This window comes from Pantoea sp. X-Soil-TKNS-1211 (assembly GCF_059730495.1).
In genome coordinates, this window is record NZ_AP035953.1 from 925756 (window position 1) to 944376 (window position 18621).

At 54.2% G+C, this 18621-nt stretch carries 20 protein-coding genes, 2 tRNA genes and 1 rRNA gene; 13 read left to right on the top strand and 10 right to left on the bottom strand.

Annotated elements, in window-relative coordinates; genetic code table 11:
* Positions 1-3 precede the first annotated feature (3 nt).
* The 3 genes from rrf (at position 4) to dkgB (ending at position 1244) form a co-directional block, all read left to right on the top strand.
* A 5S ribosomal RNA gene (gene rrf, locus AC6I8W_RS04115) occupies positions 4-119 on the top strand.
* Between the two features lie 74 nt (positions 120-193).
* Positions 194-270 (top strand) — tRNA-Asp (locus AC6I8W_RS04120).
* Between the two features lie 170 nt (positions 271-440).
* Positions 441-1244, top strand: a complete 804-nt coding sequence (gene dkgB, locus AC6I8W_RS04125) for a 2,5-didehydrogluconate reductase DkgB (RefSeq protein WP_497837087.1) — start codon at positions 441-443, stop codon at positions 1242-1244.
* Between the two features lie 10 nt (positions 1245-1254).
* Here the strand turns inward: dkgB and yafC are convergent, their stop codons facing one another.
* The gene (gene yafC / locus AC6I8W_RS04130) at positions 1255-2163 is read right to left on the bottom strand and encodes a DNA-binding transcriptional regulator YafC (RefSeq protein WP_497837088.1); all 909 of its coding nucleotides are present in this window, start codon (positions 2161-2163) and stop codon (positions 1255-1257) included.
* A gap of 99 nt (positions 2164-2262) precedes the next feature.
* Between yafC and AC6I8W_RS04135 the strand changes: the two genes are divergently transcribed.
* Both AC6I8W_RS04135 and AC6I8W_RS04140 read left to right on the top strand, forming a co-directional pair.
* Positions 2263-3441, top strand: coding sequence for an MFS transporter (locus AC6I8W_RS04135; RefSeq protein ID WP_497837089.1), 1179 nt, complete (start codon positions 2263-2265; stop codon positions 3439-3441).
* Positions 3442-3588: 147 nt separating this feature from the next.
* Entirely contained in the window at positions 3589-4383 is a 795-nt protein-coding gene (locus AC6I8W_RS04140; RefSeq protein ID WP_497837090.1) for an endonuclease/exonuclease/phosphatase family protein, read from the top strand.
* Between the two features lie 73 nt (positions 4384-4456).
* Here AC6I8W_RS04140 and mltD read toward each other — a convergent pair whose 3' ends face one another.
* Together mltD and gloB are read right to left on the bottom strand one after the other, a co-directional pair.
* The gene (gene mltD / locus AC6I8W_RS04145; RefSeq protein WP_497837091.1) at positions 4457-5839 is read right to left on the bottom strand and encodes a murein transglycosylase D; all 1383 of its coding nucleotides are present in this window, start codon (positions 5837-5839) and stop codon (positions 4457-4459) included.
* A gap of 71 nt (positions 5840-5910) precedes the next feature.
* Entirely contained in the window at positions 5911-6666 is a 756-nt protein-coding gene (gloB, locus tag AC6I8W_RS04150; protein WP_497837092.1) for a hydroxyacylglutathione hydrolase, read from the bottom strand.
* 40 nt (positions 6667-6706) lie between these two features.
* Between gloB and AC6I8W_RS04155 the strand changes: the two genes are divergently transcribed.
* The gene (locus tag AC6I8W_RS04155; protein WP_497837093.1) at positions 6707-7441 is read left to right on the top strand and encodes a class I SAM-dependent methyltransferase; all 735 of its coding nucleotides are present in this window, start codon (positions 6707-6709) and stop codon (positions 7439-7441) included.
* Here AC6I8W_RS04155 and rnhA read toward each other — a convergent pair.
* Positions 7426-7893 carry a ribonuclease HI gene (rnhA, locus tag AC6I8W_RS04160; protein ID WP_497837094.1) on the bottom strand — a complete coding sequence of 156 codons (468 nt, stop codon included), beginning with the start codon at positions 7891-7893 and terminating at the stop codon, positions 7426-7428. The two genes, AC6I8W_RS04155 and rnhA, sit on opposite strands and share 16 nt — an antisense overlap.
* A 54-nt stretch (positions 7894-7947) precedes the next feature.
* Between rnhA and dnaQ the strand changes: the two genes are divergently transcribed.
* Both dnaQ and AC6I8W_RS04170 read left to right on the top strand, forming a co-directional pair.
* Positions 7948-8679 (top strand): DNA polymerase III subunit epsilon, encoded by a 732-nt coding sequence (dnaQ, locus tag AC6I8W_RS04165; RefSeq protein ID WP_497837095.1) that lies wholly within the window; start codon positions 7948-7950, stop codon positions 8677-8679.
* A gap of 134 nt (positions 8680-8813) precedes the next feature.
* A tRNA-Asp gene (locus tag AC6I8W_RS04170) sits at positions 8814-8890 on the top strand.
* Between the two features lie 52 nt (positions 8891-8942).
* On the opposite strand, the gene AC6I8W_RS04175 is transcribed toward AC6I8W_RS04170, so the two are convergent.
* Complete coding sequence (locus AC6I8W_RS04175; RefSeq protein WP_497837096.1) at positions 8943-10436, bottom strand: NCS1 family nucleobase:cation symporter-1; 1494 nt, start codon at positions 10434-10436, stop codon at positions 8943-8945.
* A 144-nt stretch (positions 10437-10580) separates the two neighbouring features.
* On the opposite strand from AC6I8W_RS04175, the gene AC6I8W_RS04180 reads away from it, so the two are divergent.
* Genes AC6I8W_RS04180 through puuE form a run of 3 tightly spaced genes read left to right on the top strand, consistent with a single transcriptional unit; the run spans position 10581 to position 13024 of the window.
* Positions 10581-11297, top strand: a complete 717-nt coding sequence (locus AC6I8W_RS04180; protein ID WP_497837097.1) for a GntR family transcriptional regulator — start codon at positions 10581-10583, stop codon at positions 11295-11297.
* Positions 11297-12028 carry an allantoin racemase gene (gene hpxA, locus AC6I8W_RS04185; protein ID WP_497837098.1) on the top strand — a complete coding sequence of 244 codons (732 nt, stop codon included), beginning with the start codon at positions 11297-11299 and terminating at the stop codon, positions 12026-12028. Before AC6I8W_RS04180 ends, hpxA begins: the two co-directional genes overlap by 1 nt.
* A 33-nt stretch (positions 12029-12061) precedes the next feature.
* Positions 12062-13024, top strand: a complete 963-nt coding sequence (puuE, locus tag AC6I8W_RS04190; RefSeq protein ID WP_497837099.1) for an allantoinase PuuE — start codon at positions 12062-12064, stop codon at positions 13022-13024.
* Between the two features lie 91 nt (positions 13025-13115).
* Here the strand turns inward: puuE and hpxZ are convergent, their stop codons facing one another.
* Genes hpxZ through AC6I8W_RS04210 form a run of 4 tightly spaced genes read right to left on the bottom strand, consistent with a single transcriptional unit; the run spans position 13116 to position 16677 of the window.
* Positions 13116-13499, bottom strand: coding sequence for an oxalurate catabolism protein HpxZ (gene hpxZ / locus AC6I8W_RS04195; RefSeq protein WP_497837100.1), 384 nt, complete (start codon positions 13497-13499; stop codon positions 13116-13118).
* 2 nt (positions 13500-13501) lie between these two features.
* Positions 13502-14899 carry an AtzE family amidohydrolase gene (locus tag AC6I8W_RS04200; protein WP_497837101.1) on the bottom strand — a complete coding sequence of 466 codons (1398 nt, stop codon included), beginning with the start codon at positions 14897-14899 and terminating at the stop codon, positions 13502-13504.
* A complete protein-coding gene (gene hpxX, locus AC6I8W_RS04205; protein WP_013507988.1) occupies positions 14896-15081 on the bottom strand; it encodes an oxalurate catabolism protein HpxX in 186 nt (61 codons plus the stop codon). Before hpxX ends, AC6I8W_RS04200 begins: the two co-directional genes overlap by 4 nt.
* Positions 15082-15090: 9 nt before the next feature.
* A complete protein-coding gene (locus AC6I8W_RS04210; protein ID WP_497837102.1) occupies positions 15091-16677 on the bottom strand; it encodes a gamma-glutamyltransferase family protein in 1587 nt (528 codons plus the stop codon).
* Between the two features lie 120 nt (positions 16678-16797).
* Between AC6I8W_RS04210 and hpxU the strand changes: the two genes are divergently transcribed.
* On the top strand, positions 16798-17637 hold the full coding sequence (gene hpxU / locus AC6I8W_RS04215) for a MurR/RpiR family transcriptional regulator HpxU (protein ID WP_480371482.1): 840 nt from the start codon (positions 16798-16800) through the stop codon (positions 17635-17637).
* On the opposite strand, the gene AC6I8W_RS04220 is transcribed toward hpxU, so the two are convergent.
* A complete protein-coding gene (locus tag AC6I8W_RS04220) occupies positions 17634-17789 on the bottom strand; it encodes a hypothetical protein (protein ID WP_497837103.1) in 156 nt (51 codons plus the stop codon). The two genes, hpxU and AC6I8W_RS04220, sit on opposite strands and share 4 nt — an antisense overlap.
* Before the next feature lie 40 nt (positions 17790-17829).
* Here AC6I8W_RS04220 and AC6I8W_RS04225 point away from each other — a divergent pair, with 40 nt between their 5' ends.
* Complete coding sequence (locus AC6I8W_RS04225; RefSeq protein WP_013507991.1) at positions 17830-18615, top strand: transporter substrate-binding domain-containing protein; 786 nt, start codon at positions 17830-17832, stop codon at positions 18613-18615.
* Positions 18616-18621: the final 6 nt, after the last annotated feature.

Genomic DNA, 18621 nt, shown 5'->3' on the forward strand with positions numbered 1-18621 from the left:
TTGCCTGGCGGCTGTAGCGCGGTGGTCCCACCTGACCCCATGCCGAACTCAGAAGTGAAACGCCGTAGCGCCGATGGTAGTGTGGGGTCTCCCCATGCGAGAGTAGGGAACTGCCAGGCATCAATTTAAGGTATTTACCTGAAAAGGTAACACCGGTTATCAGCGAGACCCCGCTGGTAATGCAGTATTCGGTGGTGCGGTAGTTCAGTCGGTTAGAATACCGGCCTGTCACGCCGGGGGTCGCGGGTTCGAGTCCCGTCCGCACCGCCACTCTATTGATTAGCCCTGACTGAAAAGTCAGGGCTTTTTCATTTCTGCTATTTCGATGCTAATTGTTGACTAAAACGCAAAATTCCTCTGCTTATAAGCGGATTTTTCAGCAATAAAGAAGCTGTCAAAATGACCCCCATCGAAACACTCCAGTCAACGATGAGGAAATCATGACAATCCCTGCTTTTGGTTTAGGTACTTTCCGTCTACAAGACAACGTTGTTATCAGTTCGGTTAAAACCGCACTTGAGCTTGGCTATCGTACAATCGATACCGCACAAATCTATGAAAATGAGGCCGCTGTAGGTCAGGCAATTGCCGAAAGTGGTGTCGCACGTAACGAACTGTTCGTGACGACCAAGATCTGGGTGGAAAACCTCTCTGCTGACAAATTGGTCCCCAGCCTCAAAGATAGCCTGGTGAAACTCCGTACCGATTACGTCGATCTCACCTTAATCCACTGGCCATCGCCGGGCGCTACCATTTCTGTAAAAGAGAGTATGCAGGCGTTGCTGGCAGCGAAAGAAGCGGGTCTGACACGTCAGATCGGTATCTCCAACTTCCCGATTGCGTTGATGAAAGAGGCAATTGAAGCGGTTGGTGTGGAAAATATTGCGACCAACCAGATTGAGCTTCACCCCTATTTGCAGAATGCGCAGGTGGTAAAGTTTGCCCAAGAGCAGGGTATTCATATCACCTCTTATATGACGCTGGCTTATGGTGAAGCGCTGAAAGATGAAGTGATCAAGGCCATCGCGCAGAAGCACCTGGCAACACCGGCTCAGGTGGTGCTGGCATGGGCAATGCAGCAGGGTTATGCTGTCATTCCGTCATCCACCAAGCGCGAGAATCTTGCCGGGAATCTGCAGGCTCTGGATTTACATCTGGATCCTGATGATATGGAGAAGATCCACGCACTGGATCGTGGACAGCGTCTGGTCAGCCCGGATGGCCTGGCCCCGGCCTGGGATTAAGCGAAAATGGTCAGTCCTGGCGTCGCCAGGGCTGGTTCTGCACCCAATCGCTGAGAAAATCAATAAATGCCCGCACGCGCTGGCTGACACCAAGATCGCTGTAATAAACTGCGTTAAACGGCATTTCAACTGGCAATCGCTGATCTGCCAGCAACTCTACAAAGGTACCATCTGCAATTTCTTGATCAACCATATAGTCAGAAAGACAGGCAATACCGTTGTCATCCAGACAAAGTTGTTTAATCGTTTCACCGCTGTTTGAAGACATCCCCGGATTAATATCATAAAGTTCGCCATTTTCCTGTGCCACTGGCCAGCGATTCAGACGCAAAGGCTCAACGAACCCCAGACATTCATGGTGTATTAAATCGGCCACAGAACGCGGAACACCATACTTTGCCAGATACGCCGGTGTGGCAACCAGTTTGCGATAGCTGATAAATAGCAGGCGAGCGCGCAAGGTGGAGTCGGTCAGAGTGCCGGCACGAATGGCAACATCGACTTTCCTCTCGATAAGATTGATAAAGCTCTCCGAGGAAATCAGCGAGAGGGTGACATCGGGATAGCGAGCGCGAAAAGGTTTAACCATTGGCAGCAACAAATGCAGGATCACCGGTGTTGCTGCATCAATGCGCAATACTCCCCGAGGTGCCTGTTGTCGATCAATCAACTCACTCTCTGCAGTCGACATCTCCTGCATTAATTTCTGCACGCGGCGAAAATAGTGTTCACCTTCATGAGTGAGGGCCAGTTGGCGTGTGGTACGGGTCAGTAACGCCACACCTAACTTAGTCTCCAGCTTTTTCACCATGCGGCTGACCGCCGAATTAGCCATATGCAATTGTTCAGCAGCACGGCTAAAACTGCCGCTTTCCACTACTGCAATAAACACTTTCAGCTCGTCTGATGACGCCTTCATTATCCCTCCACAAGCAAAAGTCTATTGTTACTTTACACCTTTTTGTAATTAAACCATAAGCAGATACTGACGCCCATCAAAACTAATTGGGAGTCAATCATGCCACTTGCACTCTGGGCGCTGACCATCAGCGCCTTTGCTATCGGAACCACTGAATTTGTCATCGTCGGGTTGATCCCGACCATCGCCGAACAACTGACTATTACCCTGCCTTCTGCCGGGATGCTGGTCTCTATTTACGCACTAGGGGTTGCCGTCGGAGCACCAGTACTGACTGCGTTGACCGGGAAATTACCGCGTAAACATTTGTTGATGGGTTTAATGGCGCTTTTCACTCTCGGCAATCTGGTTGCCTGGCAGGCACCGAACTATGAAACGCTGGTGATTGCTCGTCTGCTGACCGGTCTGGCGCACGGTGTCTTCTTCTCGGTAGGCTCAACCATTGCAACCAGTTTGGTGAGTAAAGAGAAAGCCGCCACCGCCATCGCGATTATGTTTGGCGGTCTGACGGTTGCCCTGGTAACGGGCGTGCCGTTGGGAACGCTTATTGGGCAGCATTTTGGCTGGCGTGAGAGCTTCCTTGCGGTGTCACTGCTGGGGGGCATTGCCCTTGTTGCCAGCATGCTGCTGGTTCCCCCTCATATCGCCCAGCCACCTGTCACTTCAGTGCGACAGCAGGTCAGTGTGTTAACCAATCCACGCCTGTTGCTAATCTATGCCATCACGGCCCTGGGTTATGGTGGGGTGTTTACTGCTTTTACCTTCCTGGCACCGATGATGCAGTCTCTGGCGGGTTTCTCACCTTCGGCGGTTAGCGTTATCTTGCTGGGCTATGGCATCGCGGTAGCGATTGGCAATATCTGGGGCGGTAAGTTGGCGGATCGTTGGGGTGCTGTACCCGCACTGACACTCATTTTCGCCGCACTGACACTATTGTTAGGTGTCTTCCAGATTACAGCAAGTATGCACTATCTGGCATTGGTCACCGTGGTGGTGATGGGGATCTTTGCCTTCGCCAACGTGCCGGGTTTGCAGGTTTACGTGGTGCAGAAGGCTGAACGTTATGCGCCTGGTGCGGTTGATGTCGCCTCTGGTTTAAATATTGCGGCCTTTAATATAGGCATTGCGCTGGGTTCTACCGTGGGCGGCCATATCGTGCAGCATTATGGTTTAGCGCAAACCCCTTGGGTGGGGGCAGTGATTGTGTTTATCGCTTTGCTACTGGTCCGTGTTAGTGGTTCGTTGGATAGGACGCGAGCGGTGATGGCAGTCGAATAATCCGCCTCATCAGCCCACTGTCAGGTGGGCTGATGCACTTAAATGCCGTTAAGGCCATTCCGACAATCAAGAACACCAATTGAAACCCCGCGCTAAAATCCCTATAACAGTCAGGTGAAGTATGTTTGTAACTAGCCAGGCGGTAAAGTGCGGAAAAAAACCTATGCAATGCGTTATGTAGCAGGACAGCCTGCTGAGCGGATCTTTCCGCCAGGAGCGATGCTGCATGTTGGGCAGGCGTTACCGCCCGGCGCACCACTGACAGCCGACCCGACATTACGGGTTTTGGTCTGGAACATCTTTAAACAGCAACGTGCAGACTGGATGTCAGTGCTGCAAGGCTTTGGTAAAGATGCTCATCTGGTGTTGCTACAGGAAGCGCAAACTACCCCTGAGTTGGTAAGGTTTGCCACCACTAACTATCTGGCTGCCGATCAGGTGCCGGCTTTTGTCCTGCCGCAGCACCCTTCAGGGGTGATGACGCTGGCTTCGGCCCATCCGGTATACTGCTGCCCATTACGTGAGCGCGAGCCGCTGTTACGTCTGGCAAAATCCGCGTTGGTGACCGCCTATCCGCTACCCAATGGTGAAATGCTGATGGTGGTAAATATTCATGCCGTCAATTTCAGCCTCGGTATCGATGTCTACAGCAAACAGTTGGGACCGATAGGTGAGCAAATCCAGTATCATCGTGGTCCGGTGATTATGGCTGGGGATTTCAATGCCTGGAGCCGTCAGAGGATGAAGGCGCTGTTTCGCTTTGCACAGGATATGGAATTGCATGAAGTGACGTTTACCGATGACCATCGGCGGAAGGCGTTTGGTCGCCCGCTGGATTTTGTCTTCTACCGTGATATGAAGGTCAGCGAAGCCTCGGTATTGGTGACACGCGCTTCTGATCACAATCCGTTGCTGGTTGAATTTAACTCCACCCCGCGCTAAACCACGAAGCGCAGCAGATTTTCTCACCCGCATAAAATGAAAAAGGCTGACATTTGTCAGCCTTTTCGCGCCATTAGGTATCTGGCGTTGCGCTATTATGAACAAACAGCGTGAGGTTATCACCCGGCTGAATGTTTTTTGCATCACTTAATACACTGTTCCAGCGCATAACGTCCTGAATGTTTACTCCATGACGTCGCGCAATACTGGCAAGAGAATCACCCTTACGAACACGATAGGTGATGCTGTTGCCGTTATCGGCCAGCTGCGAGCCTTTATCGCCTACGGTCAGTTTCTGACCGATTCGAACAGAGGCACCGCGCAGGTTATTCTGCTGTTTCAGTGTATCAATGCTCACGCCGAGCTTGCTGGCAATGCCAGACAAGGTGTCGCCTTTGCGAACCGTGTAGCTGCTTCCCGTATCACCGGTTTTTGCCAGTTGAGAAGACTGCACGGCGGCAATATCACCGGATGCCAGTGAATTGCGCAGCTGAGCAACGTTGGACTTAGGCACCATGATGTAGTGCGGTCCATTCGGCGCTGTGCTGCCGTGTTTATAGCCAGCGTTAAAGCTTTTCAGCTTACTTAACGACATGCCAGCCATATCTGCGGCCTGCGTCAGCTCAATCTGCTGACCCACTTCAACACGAGCCAGTGCACGACTCTCGTTCGGGGTCGGCAATTTGATGCCGTAGCGCTTGTTGTTCTTGAGAATATCACTCAAGGCCAACATTTTCGGAACATAAACCGCGGTTTCGCGGGGTAGCGACAAATTCCAGAAATCGGTGGGCTTACCGCGCGCCTTATTCTGTTTAATCGCTTTCAACACACGTCCTTCACCACTGTTGTAAGCAGCAACGGTCAGTAACCAGTCACCGTCAAACATGGTGTTAAGACGCTGCATCATATCCAGCGCAACCTTGGTAGACGCCACCACATCCCGGCGACCGTCATACCATTGGTTCTGTTTCAAACCATAGTTTTTGCCCGTTGTTGCAACAATCTGCCAGATGCCTGCGGCATTTGCAGAAGATGTTGCATGTGGGTCAAAAGCGCTCTCCACTATGGGTAGCAGTACTAGTTCCATCGGCATCTTACGTTTCTGTATCTGCTCGACTATCCAGTACATGTACGGCTCTGCCCGTAATGTTACATCGTGGAGATAGCTCTTATTTTTTAAGTACTTTATTTTTTGTTCGCGGATCCGGGAGTTATCCGGAATCCCCATCTTCAACTCGTCACTAATGTGATTCCAGAGATCAGTGTCTTCTGCGAGGCTTGTTCCATCATCTTGCCAACGCGGCGACAGTAAGCGATCTCCGTACTTTCCATTTTCACCTTGACCAGCTGAAGACAGGCTCTGAGCATGCTGTTGCGGGATAGTGGCGTCATTCCTTGATGCCTGACAACCTCCCACCAGCAAGACAGAGGCGATTAATATCGCTTTTGCCTTCATGTGTGTGTCAATAGTTCGCTTAAAAGACGAGCAATAATACGTGACGGCCTGACACAACACAACCAAAAAAATCAAAAACGATCTTTCTTCTCGCGTAGATCAGCAAAAGTTTGCCATAGTGGCGCAGTTGTAAAATTACCGCCTAAAGCCTTTTGTAAATCAGGATCTTGCGTGCGGAGAAATAAATTTATTTCCCTTTCTAAAGCCAAATTTGTTGGCAAAGTAATGCGATTTTCTGCACGTAAGTCCTTAATTTGCTGGAACCTTGCTAAAATTTTCGGGTCATGGGGCAGAATAGCCGCAGCAAACTTCATATTGGATAAAGTGTACTCATGCGCACAGCAAATCAATGTGTCGGCAGGAAGCTTGTTAAGCTTCTGAAATGACTCAAACATTTGTTGTGCTGTGCCTTCAAATAATCGGCCACAACCACCGGAAAACATCGTGTCGCCACAGAAAAGATAAGGTGAACTGAAATATGAGATATGTCCTAAAGTGTGGCCGGGAGTGGCGATGACACGGAAATTTATCCCCAACACGATAAATTCATCACCATCGGCGAGAATATGCTTTGCGCCCTTATCCGCAGTTTCCTGTGGACCGAAAACCTCAAGGTCGGGAAAGTGCTGCAACAGTTCCGCGACCCCACCGACATGATCGTGATGATGGTGCGTGAGTAAGATTGCCACCGGCTGCCAACGGTTGGCGCGAAGTTTGTCCAGCACGGGTTGTGCTTCGCCGGGATCGACAATCAGGCAATGATTGTGTTCATCGGTCAGTGTCCAGATGTAGTTATCCTGCAATGCGGGAATGCTGGTAAGATTCATAAACACCTCTCAGGCCGTAGAAAAAGGAAGATGGTAAAGCATGAAGCCGGCTAAAACACGCCAAATCCTGACTGCACCGCGCTCCTGGCGCGACATGCCCTGGGGCGACTATTTTCGCGACGCCTTAACGCAGCAACTGCAACCTTACCTCGGGAAGCTGTATGGCTTTCATATGCTTAAAATTGGCAGTCTGAGTGCAGAAATCAACACCAGCCACTGCCCTATTTCGCATCAGGTGAATGTAGGTGAAGAGGGCGATGAGTTACAGGTGATTGCCCGTGCGACCCAGTTACCGTTCGAATCCAAGTCGATTGATGCCTGCTTATTGGCCCACACCTTATCCTGGAGTCAGGATCCGCATCGTGTGCTGCGTGAAGTGGACCGGGTGCTGATTGACGATGGCTGGATGATTATCAGCGGCTTTAATCCGTTCAGCCTGCTGGGCATCAGCAAAGGCATTCCAGGTCTGCATGGACGCGCGCCATGGAGTGGTCGCATGTTTAGCCAGATGCGCCTGCTGGACTGGCTGCACTTGCTGAATTATGAAGTTGTCTATCGTACCCGTTTTCAGGTAGTGCCGTGGCACCGGCAGGGCGGTAAAGTGATCAGTGCGCATCTGCCGGCATTGGGCTGCCTGAATGTGGTGGTAGCGCGCAAACGGACTTTCCCGTTAACGCCCACCAAAGCGAAAAAAAGCCTGAGTAAAACGCAACTGCGCCAGACGGTAAATGCCACAAGACAGTTTCGTAAAATGAAGGATCAGGATTCGGGTTGATAGCCGATATCGTCTTGTGTCGGCTGACTGGCAGCGCTGCGTGCCAGCTCATCGCAGCGTTCGTTTTCCGGGTGACCGGCATGGCCCTTCACCCATTCCCACGATATCTGATGTGAACTTAGTGCCAAATCGAGCCGTTGCCAGAGATCGACATTCTTCACCGGTTTCTTCTCTGCGGTTTTCCAGCCGCGTTTCTTCCAGTTGTGGATCCAACTGGTAATGCCCTGGCGTACATACTGGCTGTCGGTGCTGATCACCACCTCACACGGCTGCGTCAGCGCTTCCAGTGCGACGATCGCGGCCATCAGTTCCATACGATTATTGGTGGTGAGGCGATAACCGGCACTGAAGATTTTTTCATGCTGGCGATAACGCAGAATGGCACCGTAACCACCGGGGCCAGGATTACCGAGGCAAGATCCATCGGTGAATATTTCTACCTGTTTACGCATCTCTGGTAGACTTCCTTGACTTATAAAACGACAAGTCTGACATAAACGAGTCCTATGAGCACTGCAAATAACCGCCAGATCGTCCTCGATACCGAAACCACCGGCATGAACATGATCGGTGTGCACTACGAAGGACACCGCATTATTGAAATCGGTGCGGTTGAAGTGATCAACCGTCGCCTGACCGGTAATAACTTTCACATGTACCTGAAGCCTGATCGTCTGGTGGACCCGGAAGCCTTTGGTGTTCATGGTATTGCCGATGAATTTCTGGCGGATAAACCGAGCTTTAGCGATATCGCGGATGAATTTCTCGACTATATTCGCGGTGCTGAGCTGGTAATCCATAACGCTTCGTTCGATATCGGCTTTATGGATTACGAATTTGCCATGTTAAAGCGCGACATTGGCAAGACGGACACCTTCTGTCAGGTTACTGACAGTCTGGCTATGGCGCGTAAGATGTTTCCGGGCAAGCGTAACAGCCTTGATGCACTCTGTAACCGCCTTGAGATTGATAACAGCAAACGAACTCTGCACGGCGCATTACTCGATGCCGAAATCCTGGCGGAAGTGTTCCTGACCCTGACCGGCGGTCAGACATCGCTGGCCTTTTCGCTGGAAAGTGAACAGAGTAGTCAGGCGGACGGTGAAAATATCCAACGTATTGTGCGTCCGGCGTCGGGCCTGCGCGTCATCAGTGCCAGCGATGAAGAGTGTGTGGCACACGAAAGTCGTTTAGATCTGGTGATGAAGAAGGGCGGCAGTTGCCTGTGGCGTGCCTGAATTCGCTGATTTTGCGTGGAAAAGCAACGCAAAGATGAAAAAAACAGCAAACGAAACAAACCCACAGAAAAAGCGTTGACGGCGGATCACCGTACCATTAATATGCGCCTCGTTCCCGACGGGGAACACAGCGCGGTGCGGTAGTTCAGTCGGTTAGAATACCGGCCTGTCACGCCGGGGGTCGCGGGTTCGAGTCCCGTCCGCACCGCCAATCTATTTAAAGAAGCCGATTCAGTAATGAATCGGCTTTTTGCTTTTTCGGTTTAATCCTTCTGCACCGCCACCTTGCCACGATACGCGGCCGCTGGTACTTCACGTTCAGCACGTGCCAGCCAGCGATAACAACCCATGCCAAGCGCCACACCGATAAACCAGCTAAAGTTTGCCACTTCATGCAATGACGGGATAAAGCTGATAATCAGGCAGATCCCCACCGAAGGCAGCAGCGCGGCGATAGCTTTTGGATTAAAGCCACCCTGATACCAGTAACGACCTTTCGGCGTATCATCAAACAGGTCGTCGACATAGACCTTGCTGCGTTTAATCAGATAGAAATCGGCGATCAGAATGCCAAACAGCGGCCCGATAAATGAACCCAGTACATCCAGTGTGTAATGAATCAGTTCGGGTGACTGGAACAGGTTCCACGGGGTCAGCAGCACAGAACCCACGGCGGCGATCATGCCACCGGTACGGAAACTGATTTTCTGCGGTGAGCAGTTAGAAAAGTCGAAGGCGGGTGACACAAAGTTTGCCACGATATTGATACCAATGGTGGCGGTAATCATAGTCAACAGGCCAATCGCTACCGCCAGATCGTTACCCACCATACTGACGGTCTCGATCGGGTCTGTAATCATGCGGCCGAACAGTGAATTGGTGCCAGAGACAATCACCACCGTCACAATCGAAAACAGCAGGAAGTTAAACGGCAGGCCCCAGCGGTTGCCACGACGAATCTCGCCCATGCTTTTACCGTAGCGAGAGAAGTCGCCAAAGTTGAGCAGCGGGCCGGAGAAGTAGGACACTACCAGCGCTGTCGCGGTGATCATCTGCCAGGTTTGTTCACCTGCACTCAACTGCTTACTGGCCAGGGTAAAGGAGATACCGTCAAAACCGGTCTTGTATACAATCCAACCCGCCAGAGCCACCATTACCACGTACACAGCGGGACCGGCCACATCGATAAACCGTTTAATCGCGCTCATCCCGTGCCAGAACACCATGGCCTGCAAAAACCACATCAGGCCGAAGCAGCACCAGCCAAGTTGCGATAAACCCAGCCAACTGCTGTGGGTCAAGCTGGAGAGTGACGGGAAGAACTTCAGCAACACCAACATCAAGGCGTTAGCCGCCAGGTAAGTTTGAATGCCGTACCAGGCAAAGGCAATCAGACCACGGATCACCGCCGGGATATTGGCACCAAACACGCCAAACGCCTGACGCGAAATCACCGCATAAGGCACACCGGCCATCTGGCTCGGCTTCGCCACCAGGTTGGCACACAGCTGCACAATACAAATCCCCACCAGCAGGCATAACAACACCTGCCAGCTTGCCAGCCCCAGCGTGAAGAAGCTGGCCGCCACCACATAGCCGCCCATGCTGTGCACGTCTGACATCCAGAAAGAGAAAATGTTGTACCACGACCAGTTCTGGTCACGCGTCGGTGCCAGATCTTCATTGCAAAGTCGTGGACTATAGTGGGCGTTGGCTTCAGAGGCCACCGCAGAGGTCACTTCAGAATGATTTGGCATGAAACCTGCTCCTCTCTTAATAATGAATAATAATTACAGCGTGAAACGGTATTGCAGGATCCAGGCCAGAATTGATTTCTTGTATACAAAAATTGTTTTTCGCGTATACGATGTGCAGTGCGCAGACATTTACCGGAGCGGGAAATGAAGAGTGAAACAGGCCAGCGAACGGCCGCAGATCTGAATGATAGAGACGAACCCATCTACCAGGCGCTACTGAGTGCCATTGTGGAACACCAACTGCCGCCAGGCAGCAAATTACCCGAAGAGGCGTTGTCTGAAGTTTTTGGCGTCAGCCGCACCGGCATTCGCAAGGTGCTACAACGCCTCGCGGCGGTGCAAATGATCACGTTATCGCCCAGGCGTGGTGCACAGGTCGCCACTCCGGGAGTAGAGGAAGCACGTGATATCTTTGCGACGCGTAGCTTGCTGGAGTGTGCCAACTTGTCTGCGGTGCTGGCACATGTGCAGCCACCACACCTGGCGGCGCTTGCCGGGCTGATTGCCGAAGAACAAGAGGCGCATGAGCAGCATGATGGTGCTGCGGCCATCCGTCTTTCAGCCGCGTTTCATATTCAGCTCCAGGCGATTTCGGGTAACCAAGTGCTGACTGAAATGGTGACGCACCTGACGCAACGATCCTCGTTGGTGATCGCCGCGTATGGTGCCCCCTGGCAGCGAGGCTGCCGTTGCGATCATCATGATCGGCTGGTGGATCTGCTGCGCCAGAAAGATCTGGCCGGGCTGACGGCGGCACTGCATCATCACTTCGAACATATCGTTACCAGCCTGCACTTTGAACGCAGCGGTGAAACCTTGCCTGATTTTGCCCGGCTGTTTGCCGGTAAAGGAGTCACCTGATGAGCCTGATTCAGGTTATTAACCCCAACACTAGCCTGGCGATGACAGAAACCATCGGTCAGGCGGCACGCGCTGTGGCCGCTCCGGGCACCGAGATTATTGCGGTGTGTCCGAGTCAAGGTGTGCCATCGATTGAGGGCCACTTTGATGAAGCGATTGCTGCACTCGGCGTGCTGGAGCAGGTGAAGCTGGGCAAAGCGCAGGGTGTCAGTGGTCATGTGATTGCCTGTTTTGGCGATCCTGGTTTACTGGCGGCGCGCGAACTGGCGACTGGCCCGGTGGTGGGCATTGCCGAAGCTGCAATGCATACCGCTACGCTGTTGGCGACGCGTTTCTCCATCGTGACCACGCTGCCACGCACTCTGGTCATTGCGCGTCATCTGTTGCAGCAATACGGTTTTAGCCATCATTGTGCAGCACTGCACGCCATCAATCTGCCGGTACTGGCGCTGGAGGATGGTAGCGGTGTGGCACAGGAAAAAGTGCGCCAGCGCTGTCTCCAGGCGAAGCGGGAGGATGGTAGCGGAGCGATTGTCCTGGGGTGTGGCGGCATGGCGACGCTGGCCCAGGATCTGACGCGCGAACTGGGTTTGCCGGTAATCGACGGTGTCGGCGCGGCGGTCAAAATGGTGGAGTCGCTGGTGGCTCTGGGCTTTGGCACCAGTAAACACGGCGATCTCGATTACCCGATAGAAAAACCGCTCACGGGGGCTTTCCAGCACCTAAACTAAGCACTGGTTGAGGTTTACACAGGAACTTACAGAATGAGTGATGTATCTGAAAAGAAAGAGTACAGCTTCAACAAAAACTATCCACGTGACCTGATTGGTTACGCGGGCCAGCCACCGCACGCTCACTGGCCGGGCAAAGCCCGCGTCGCGGTGCAATTTGTCCTCAACTATGAAGAGGGCGCCGAGAATAATGTGCTGCACGGTGATGCCGGTTCCGAGCAGTTTCTCTCCGACATCATTGGGGCTGCCAGCTACGCCGATCGCCATATGTCGATGGACTCGCTGTATGAGTACGGTTCCCGCGCTGGTTTTTGGCGTATTCACAATGAATTTCACAAGCGTGGTTTGCCGCTAACCATTTTTGGCGTGGCGATGGCGCTGGCGCGTCACCCGGAGATTGTTGCCGCGATCAAAGCGGCTGATTATGACGTGGTCAGCCACGGCTGGCGCTGGATCCACTATCAGGGGATGGACGCAAAAACCGAGCGCCAGCATATGCAGCAGGCGGTGGATGTCCTGAAAGATTTGTTCGGCAAAGCCCCAACCGGCTGGTACACCGGGCGCGATAGCCCGAACACGCGCCGTCTGGTGGTGGAGCAGGGCGGCTTTAGCTACGACAGCGATTATTACGGCGATGACTTACCGTTCTGGACCCAGGTGACCTGCCAGGATGGCACGGTAAAACCGCATCTAATCATCCCCTATACGCTGGAATGTAACGATATGCGCTTTGCCTCACCGCAGGGCTTCAACACTGCCGAGCAGTTCTACACCTACCTGCGCGATACTTTTGATGTGTTGTACGAAGAGGGCGAAACGGCGCCGAAAATGATGTCGATTGGCATGCATTGCCGTCTGTTGGGACGTCCTGGTAAATTCCGCGCCCTGCAACGCTTCCTCGACCATATCCAGCAACACGATCGGGTGTGGGTGTGTACTCGTCAGCAGATCGCCGATCACTGGATGGAAACCCATCCGGCACCAAACGCCGGATAACGGTCCCGTAGCGGCGCGATTTATCGCGCAATGTCGTGCACGATGTGAGAAACATCCGCGTGATAAATCGCGCCGCTACGGCAATAAATCGCTAGATCATCAAACTCACCTGCGCGGCGACAATGCGCCAGCCGCACGGCAGCCTGACCCATGTCTGCTGCTGACGGCCAATCTTCTCCGTGCCGGCACGGGTAAACTCGGTGCTGCACACCGCATAATCATCACCAAAGGTGGTGATCACCGTATGGCGTAAGTCACGATCTAATCCGGCAGAGGGACGCGCCGCACGAAATGCCCGGATTTCCTCAATGCCATACAGATTTTCACCGGCCCCAAGACGCACGGTGCGGCTGTCATGCCAGAACAGTTCATCCAGTACCGCCACGTCATTGCTGATCAGCGCCTGTTCGTAGCGATAAAATGCAGCGGTCACTTCGGCGACAATCGCCGGACGATCAATATTCTCAGGTGTCATGGTTATGCGTCCATCAGGGTGGTTTGCGGCAACGTCAGCCCTTGCTGTTGCAGCGCCCAGGCGGCGCGCAATGCCAGATGTTCTTTAAACGGCGCGGCGATCAATTGCAAACCAATCGGCAAGCCGCTGGCGGTTGGCAGCGGTACGGTACAGACCGGCAGGCCGAGGAAGGAGATCGGCTGCGTCAGCATCCCCATACTGGCGCGGGTTGGCAGATCCTGACCGTTGATATGAATAGTTTCCTGGCCGATGGTGGTGGCGCTGCACGGCGTCGCCGGGGCGATCAGCACATCAAAATGTTCAAACAGCGGCAACACCTGCTGCTGGAAATGGCGACGGAAACGCTGTGCCTGTACATACCAGGCAGATGGCAGCATCGCACCCGCCAGCAGGCGTTCACGTGAGTTGGGTTCAAAACGTTCCGGCATCTCACGCAGCTTCGGCAGATAGTGATTGCCTCCTTCGGCGGCGGTCAGGATAAAGGCGGCGGAACGCGCAATTTCGGCATTCGCCATCGTCACTTCATCGTTGGCTGCCAGCGCTTTGGTGGCAACGGCCAGCGCTGCACGCGCATCATCATTGCACCATGTGGAGAAGAAACCGCCGAGCACGCCGCAGCGCAGACCTTCAAGTCCTTGCGTCAGCGTCTGACTGGCTGCCGTCACCGGCTGGGCAGCCTGAAACGCATCGCTGGCATCCGCACCCTGCAAGGTGTCGTAGACCAGGCTGAGATCTTCTACCGAACGGGCAAACGGGCCGATATGGTCGAGACTGGCGACAAACGGATGGCTGCCGCTGCGCGACAAGCGACCAAAGGTCGGTTTCAGACCAAAAATGCCGCACAGCGAGGCCGGTACGCGAATCGAACCGTTGGTATCGCTACCAAGCGAGAAATGCACCAGCCCGGCGGCAACGGCGGCAGCAGAACCCCCGGATGACCCACCCGCAACCCGGCTGAGATCGCGTGGATTGTGTGTCGGACCATAATGGGTGTTTTCGGTGGTAAAGCCGTAAGCGTACGCATCCATATTCAGCATGCCGGAGAGCAGCGCGCCCGACTGACGCAGCTTGCTCACCGCCCAGGCATCGTCGCGTGCCGCCGGACGTTCGCTGAACAAGCTGGCACCGGCCAGCGTGCTATGCCCGGCGACGTCAAACAGGTTTTTCACCGCATAGGGAATCCCTGCCAGAGGGGGAAGCGTTTCTCCGCGCTGGCGCTGCGTATCCAGCTGATCCGCTTCTTTCAACATGCGCTGACCGGTGACTTCGGTCCAGGCATTCAGCGCTGGATTGTGTTGTTCAATCGCGGTCAACGTCTGTTCGGCAATGTCGCGTGCGCTGATATCACCGTTGTTCAGCGCCTGTTGCAGCGCGTTGATCGAGAGGGCGGAAAGTTTCATAGCTTATACACTCCCGCCACTTCCATACGATCGTCGAGCGGAAAGGCCATCAGCGGTTCGGCCATGGCGGCAATACGGTTAAATTGGGTTAACAGTTCGGCGCGGCGCGCCTCATCCAGCTCCAGCGCCAGAATCTGTTCCATCTGGGCGATATAGGCGGCCCAGTCCGGTTGTGTACTCATCTTTTCTCCTTAGAAACCAGCGGCGCTACCGTTGCTGCGTGGATCGAATGCGCCTTCAAACATACCGTTGTTATGGCGGACGATGGCACCTGCGTGACCTACCACCTCGCTAAAATCGGGTAACAACTCTACCTCATGGCCGAGATCGCGCAGTTGCTGCACTGTTTCCGGGGCGAAACGTGCTTCCAGCTTGAGGGAATCGGAGGATTGTCCCCAGGTGCGCCCCAGCAGCCAACGTGGTGCACTCACCGCTTGTTGCAGCGGCAGTCCCTGAATGACATGACGGGTAAAAATCGCTGCTTGTGTCTGCGGCTGGCCGTCGCCCCCCATCGAGCCGTACACCATGGTGCGACCATCTTTCAATCGTGCCGCCGCCGGATTAAGGGTGTGGAAGGGCTGTTTGCCCGGTGCCAGTGCCAGCAAATGGCCTGGCTGTAAACTGAACGCCGCACCACGGTTCTGCCAGGTAATGCCGGTGCCCGGCAGCACCACGCCGCTGCCGAATTCGTGATAGATACTCTGGATAAAGGAGACTGCCAGCCCGCTGCTGTCCATCACCCCCATCCACACGGTATCACCCGGACCTTTGCCAGTGCCCCAGGGGGCGGCGGCGGCATCATCAATCTGTGCGGCGAGCCCCGCCAGATGATCGGCATCCAGCAGGCTTTGCACATCAATGTCGATATGGCGTGGATCTGTAATATGTTGATCGCGCAGGCCAAAGGCTTGCTTGGTGGCTTCGACGATGCGGTGCACGGTCTGGGCTTCATCCGCTTCCGCCATGTTGAGGCAGTCGGTCATGCCCAGAATCGCCAGCGATACCAACCCCTGAGTGGGTGGTGTCATGTTCCAGATATCGCCTTCGCTGTGCGCCAGATGCAATGGGGTGCAACGGCGTGCCTGCTGGCGTTGCAGATCTTCCAGCGTGATTGGCATGCCCAGCGCGGACATTTCACGTGCCAGATGGTGCGCCAGCTCGCCACGATAAAAACTGTCTAAACCCTGCTCGCATAACAGGCTGAGGGTATTCGCCAGCGCCGGTTGGGTGAAACGGCTGCCTGCGGCAGGTACTTCGCCATCCGGCAGGAAGTTGGCGGCAAAGCCGGGCTGATCCTGCAATTCATCACGTTTCGCGGCGGTAGCTGCCGCCTGCGAAGCGGTGACGGGAATGCCATCGGCAGCATAGCGGATGGCATCACGCAGCAGGCGCGCAACCGGCAACGCCGGGTTGCCCAACTCAGCGGAGAAGGCCAGTGCCTCCTGCCAACCGCTGACGGTACCTGCCACGGTCAGGGCAGCTTTGGGGCCACGGTGTGGAATTTTCGTTGCGCCGTGATAGAAATCAAAATGCGCCAGCGAGCCAGCAGCACCACTGGCATCAATGGCGATCGGATCGCCGCCCGGTGGGACGATCAGCCAGAAGCCATCACCGCCTAAGCCATTCATATGCGGGTAAACCACGGCGATAGTGGCCGCAGCGGCCACCATAGCTTCGATGGCGTTACCCCCTTCGCGCAGGACGGCTAACGCACTTTCGCTGGCGAGATGATGAGGGGTCACGGCCATACCTAATGGGGCCATATTGCTCTGTATCATAGTGAACTCATTTTTGGGTACATGGCAAAGTTATAGCAAGAGCTGTTCCAGTTTTGGTCGGACACCATTGTGGATCGATTTATGCTAGCTTGTGATGAAACGAAAGTTACAGGACGAATGATGAAACAGCTAGATGAACGCCTCCGCAGTCACTATCCGCAACTGTCGCCGCAGGAGCAGCGCATTGCCGATTTTGTCTTTGACCATTTTGATGACCTGATCAGCTACAACAGCGCCGAGCTGGCGCGGCTGAGCGGCGTATCAAAAGCCACGGTGAGCCGGCTGTTTAAGCGCCTGGGTTACGAAAAATATAAAGACATGCGCGATGAGCTGCGTACGCTGCGCCAGAGCGGCATGCCGCTGACGGATAACCGTGATGCGGTGCAGGGCAATACGCTGCTGTCGCGTCACTACAAGCAGGAGATGGCTAACCTGACGCAGTGGGTCAACAGCATCGATCCGCAGCAATTTGGCGAAGTGATTCAGGCGCTGGCACAGGCAAAACGCTTGTTTATCATTGGGATGCGTAACGCCTATCCGGTGGCGCTGCACCTGCGTCAGCAGTTGATGCAGGCCCGTCCCCAGGTGCATGTGCTGCCGCAGCCGGGCCAAACGCTGGGTGAGGAGCTGGTGGATATCACCCCTGAGGATGTGGTGGTGGTGATGGCGTTTCGCCGTCGTCCGCGCATCATTCGTCCACTGATGCAGCAGTTACAACAGAATAACATCCCGGTGTTGGCGCTGTGCGAACCCCAGGCACAGGGCATCATTACCCTGGCGCGCTGGCAGTTGTGCGCACCGCTCGACAGCGTCTCCGCCTTCGATAGTTACGCCTCCGCCATGAGCCTGATTAACCTGCTGGCGAATGCGTTGCTACATGAAATGTTGTCGCAGGGACGTCAGCGTATTCACCACATTGCCGACCTTTACCAGCATCTGGATGAGCTGGAACACCGTTAAAGGGCACCTTTTTGGTGCTTTGCACCTTTTTTGATCGCTGAAACCTCCGGGTCACTCGCCCGTTTTTTTCCACCTGATAATGCTGAAACCCTGATTTTACGTGGAAGTGTTCTTTTCGTTTCGGTTGGCACATTAGTTGCAGAACGATTCATAAAGAATCTTTTGTTTCACGTAAACTCACCGGGGTGCATAATGAAAAAAGTTTTAATGGCGGTAGCGGGCGCTGCGCTGATGATGGCGCAGGTTGGTAGCGCGATGGCCGATCAGTTGCAGGACATCCAGAAACGCGGCGTAATCCGCATCGCCGTGCCGCAGGACTTCCCGCCGTTCGGTTCTGTCGGCACCGATTTACAGCCACAAGGCTACGACATCGACATGGCGAAGTACCTCGCTAAAGAGATGAAACTGAAGTTGCAGCTGGTGCCGGTTTCCAGCGCCAACCGCGTGCCTTACCTGCAAACCGACAAAGTCGATCTGGTGATCTCCAGCATGGGGAAAAACGCCGAACGTGAAAAAGTGATCGACTTCAGCCGCGCGTACGCCCCGTTCTTCCTGGGCGTATTTGGTCCGAAAGGCGAAGAAATCAAAGATGCGGCAGCGCTGAGCGGCAAATCCATCGGCGTAACCCGTGGTGCGGTGGAAGACATGGTACTGACCGGCGTGGCACCGAAAGATGCCGAGGTGAAACGTTACGAAGATAACAACACCACGCTATCTGCTTATCTTTCTGGTCAGGTGCAGTTTATTGCGACCGGCAACCTGGTAGTGGCCGCGATTGCCCGTCAAAACCCGGCTAAAGCACCGGTGCCGCAGTTTATGCTGAAAGATTCCCCGTGCTTTATCGGTCTGAAGAAGGACGAGCCAGCGCTGAAAGATAAAGTGAATGCGCTGATTGAGCAGGGCATTAAAGATGGCACCCTGAACAAGCTGTCCGAAGAGTGGCTGAAAGCACCACTGCCGGCCAACCTCGGCGCATAAGAAGGA

Coding starts and splice junctions, on each gene's coding strand:
- dkgB (WP_497837087.1), top strand. CDS start 441: ATGACAATCCCTGCTTTTGGTTTAGGTACTTTCCGTCTACAAGACAAC.
- gloB (WP_497837092.1), bottom strand. CDS start 6,666: ATGAATCTTACCAGCATTCCCGCATTGCAGGATAACTACATCTGGACA.
- AC6I8W_RS04200 (WP_497837101.1), bottom strand. CDS start 14,899: ATGAAACTTTCCGCCCTCTCGATCAACGCGCTGCAACAGGCGCTGAAC.
- rnhA (WP_497837094.1), bottom strand. CDS start 7,893: ATGCGTAAACAGGTAGAAATATTCACCGATGGATCTTGCCTCGGTAAT.
- AC6I8W_RS04155 (WP_497837093.1), top strand. CDS start 6,707: ATGAAGCCGGCTAAAACACGCCAAATCCTGACTGCACCGCGCTCCTGG.
- AC6I8W_RS04210 (WP_497837102.1), bottom strand. CDS start 16,677: ATGATACAGAGCAATATGGCCCCATTAGGTATGGCCGTGACCCCTCAT.
- hpxA (WP_497837098.1), top strand. CDS start 11,297: ATGAGCCTGATTCAGGTTATTAACCCCAACACTAGCCTGGCGATGACA.
- AC6I8W_RS04180 (WP_497837097.1), top strand. CDS start 10,581: ATGAAGAGTGAAACAGGCCAGCGAACGGCCGCAGATCTGAATGATAGA.
- dnaQ (WP_497837095.1), top strand. CDS start 7,948: ATGAGCACTGCAAATAACCGCCAGATCGTCCTCGATACCGAAACCACC.
- hpxX (WP_013507988.1), bottom strand. CDS start 15,081: ATGAGTACACAACCGGACTGGGCCGCCTATATCGCCCAGATGGAACAG.
- AC6I8W_RS04225 (WP_013507991.1), top strand. CDS start 17,830: ATGAAAAAAGTTTTAATGGCGGTAGCGGGCGCTGCGCTGATGATGGCG.
- AC6I8W_RS04220 (WP_497837103.1), bottom strand. CDS start 17,789: ATGAATCGTTCTGCAACTAATGTGCCAACCGAAACGAAAAGAACACTT.
- mltD (WP_497837091.1), bottom strand. CDS start 5,839: ATGAAGGCAAAAGCGATATTAATCGCCTCTGTCTTGCTGGTGGGAGGT.
- yafC (WP_497837088.1), bottom strand. CDS start 2,163: ATGAAGGCGTCATCAGACGAGCTGAAAGTGTTTATTGCAGTAGTGGAA.
- AC6I8W_RS04135 (WP_497837089.1), top strand. CDS start 2,263: ATGCCACTTGCACTCTGGGCGCTGACCATCAGCGCCTTTGCTATCGGA.
- hpxZ (WP_497837100.1), bottom strand. CDS start 13,499: ATGACACCTGAGAATATTGATCGTCCGGCGATTGTCGCCGAAGTGACC.
- AC6I8W_RS04175 (WP_497837096.1), bottom strand. CDS start 10,436: ATGCCAAATCATTCTGAAGTGACCTCTGCGGTGGCCTCTGAAGCCAAC.
- hpxU (WP_480371482.1), top strand. CDS start 16,798: ATGAAACAGCTAGATGAACGCCTCCGCAGTCACTATCCGCAACTGTCG.
- puuE (WP_497837099.1), top strand. CDS start 12,062: ATGAGTGATGTATCTGAAAAGAAAGAGTACAGCTTCAACAAAAACTAT.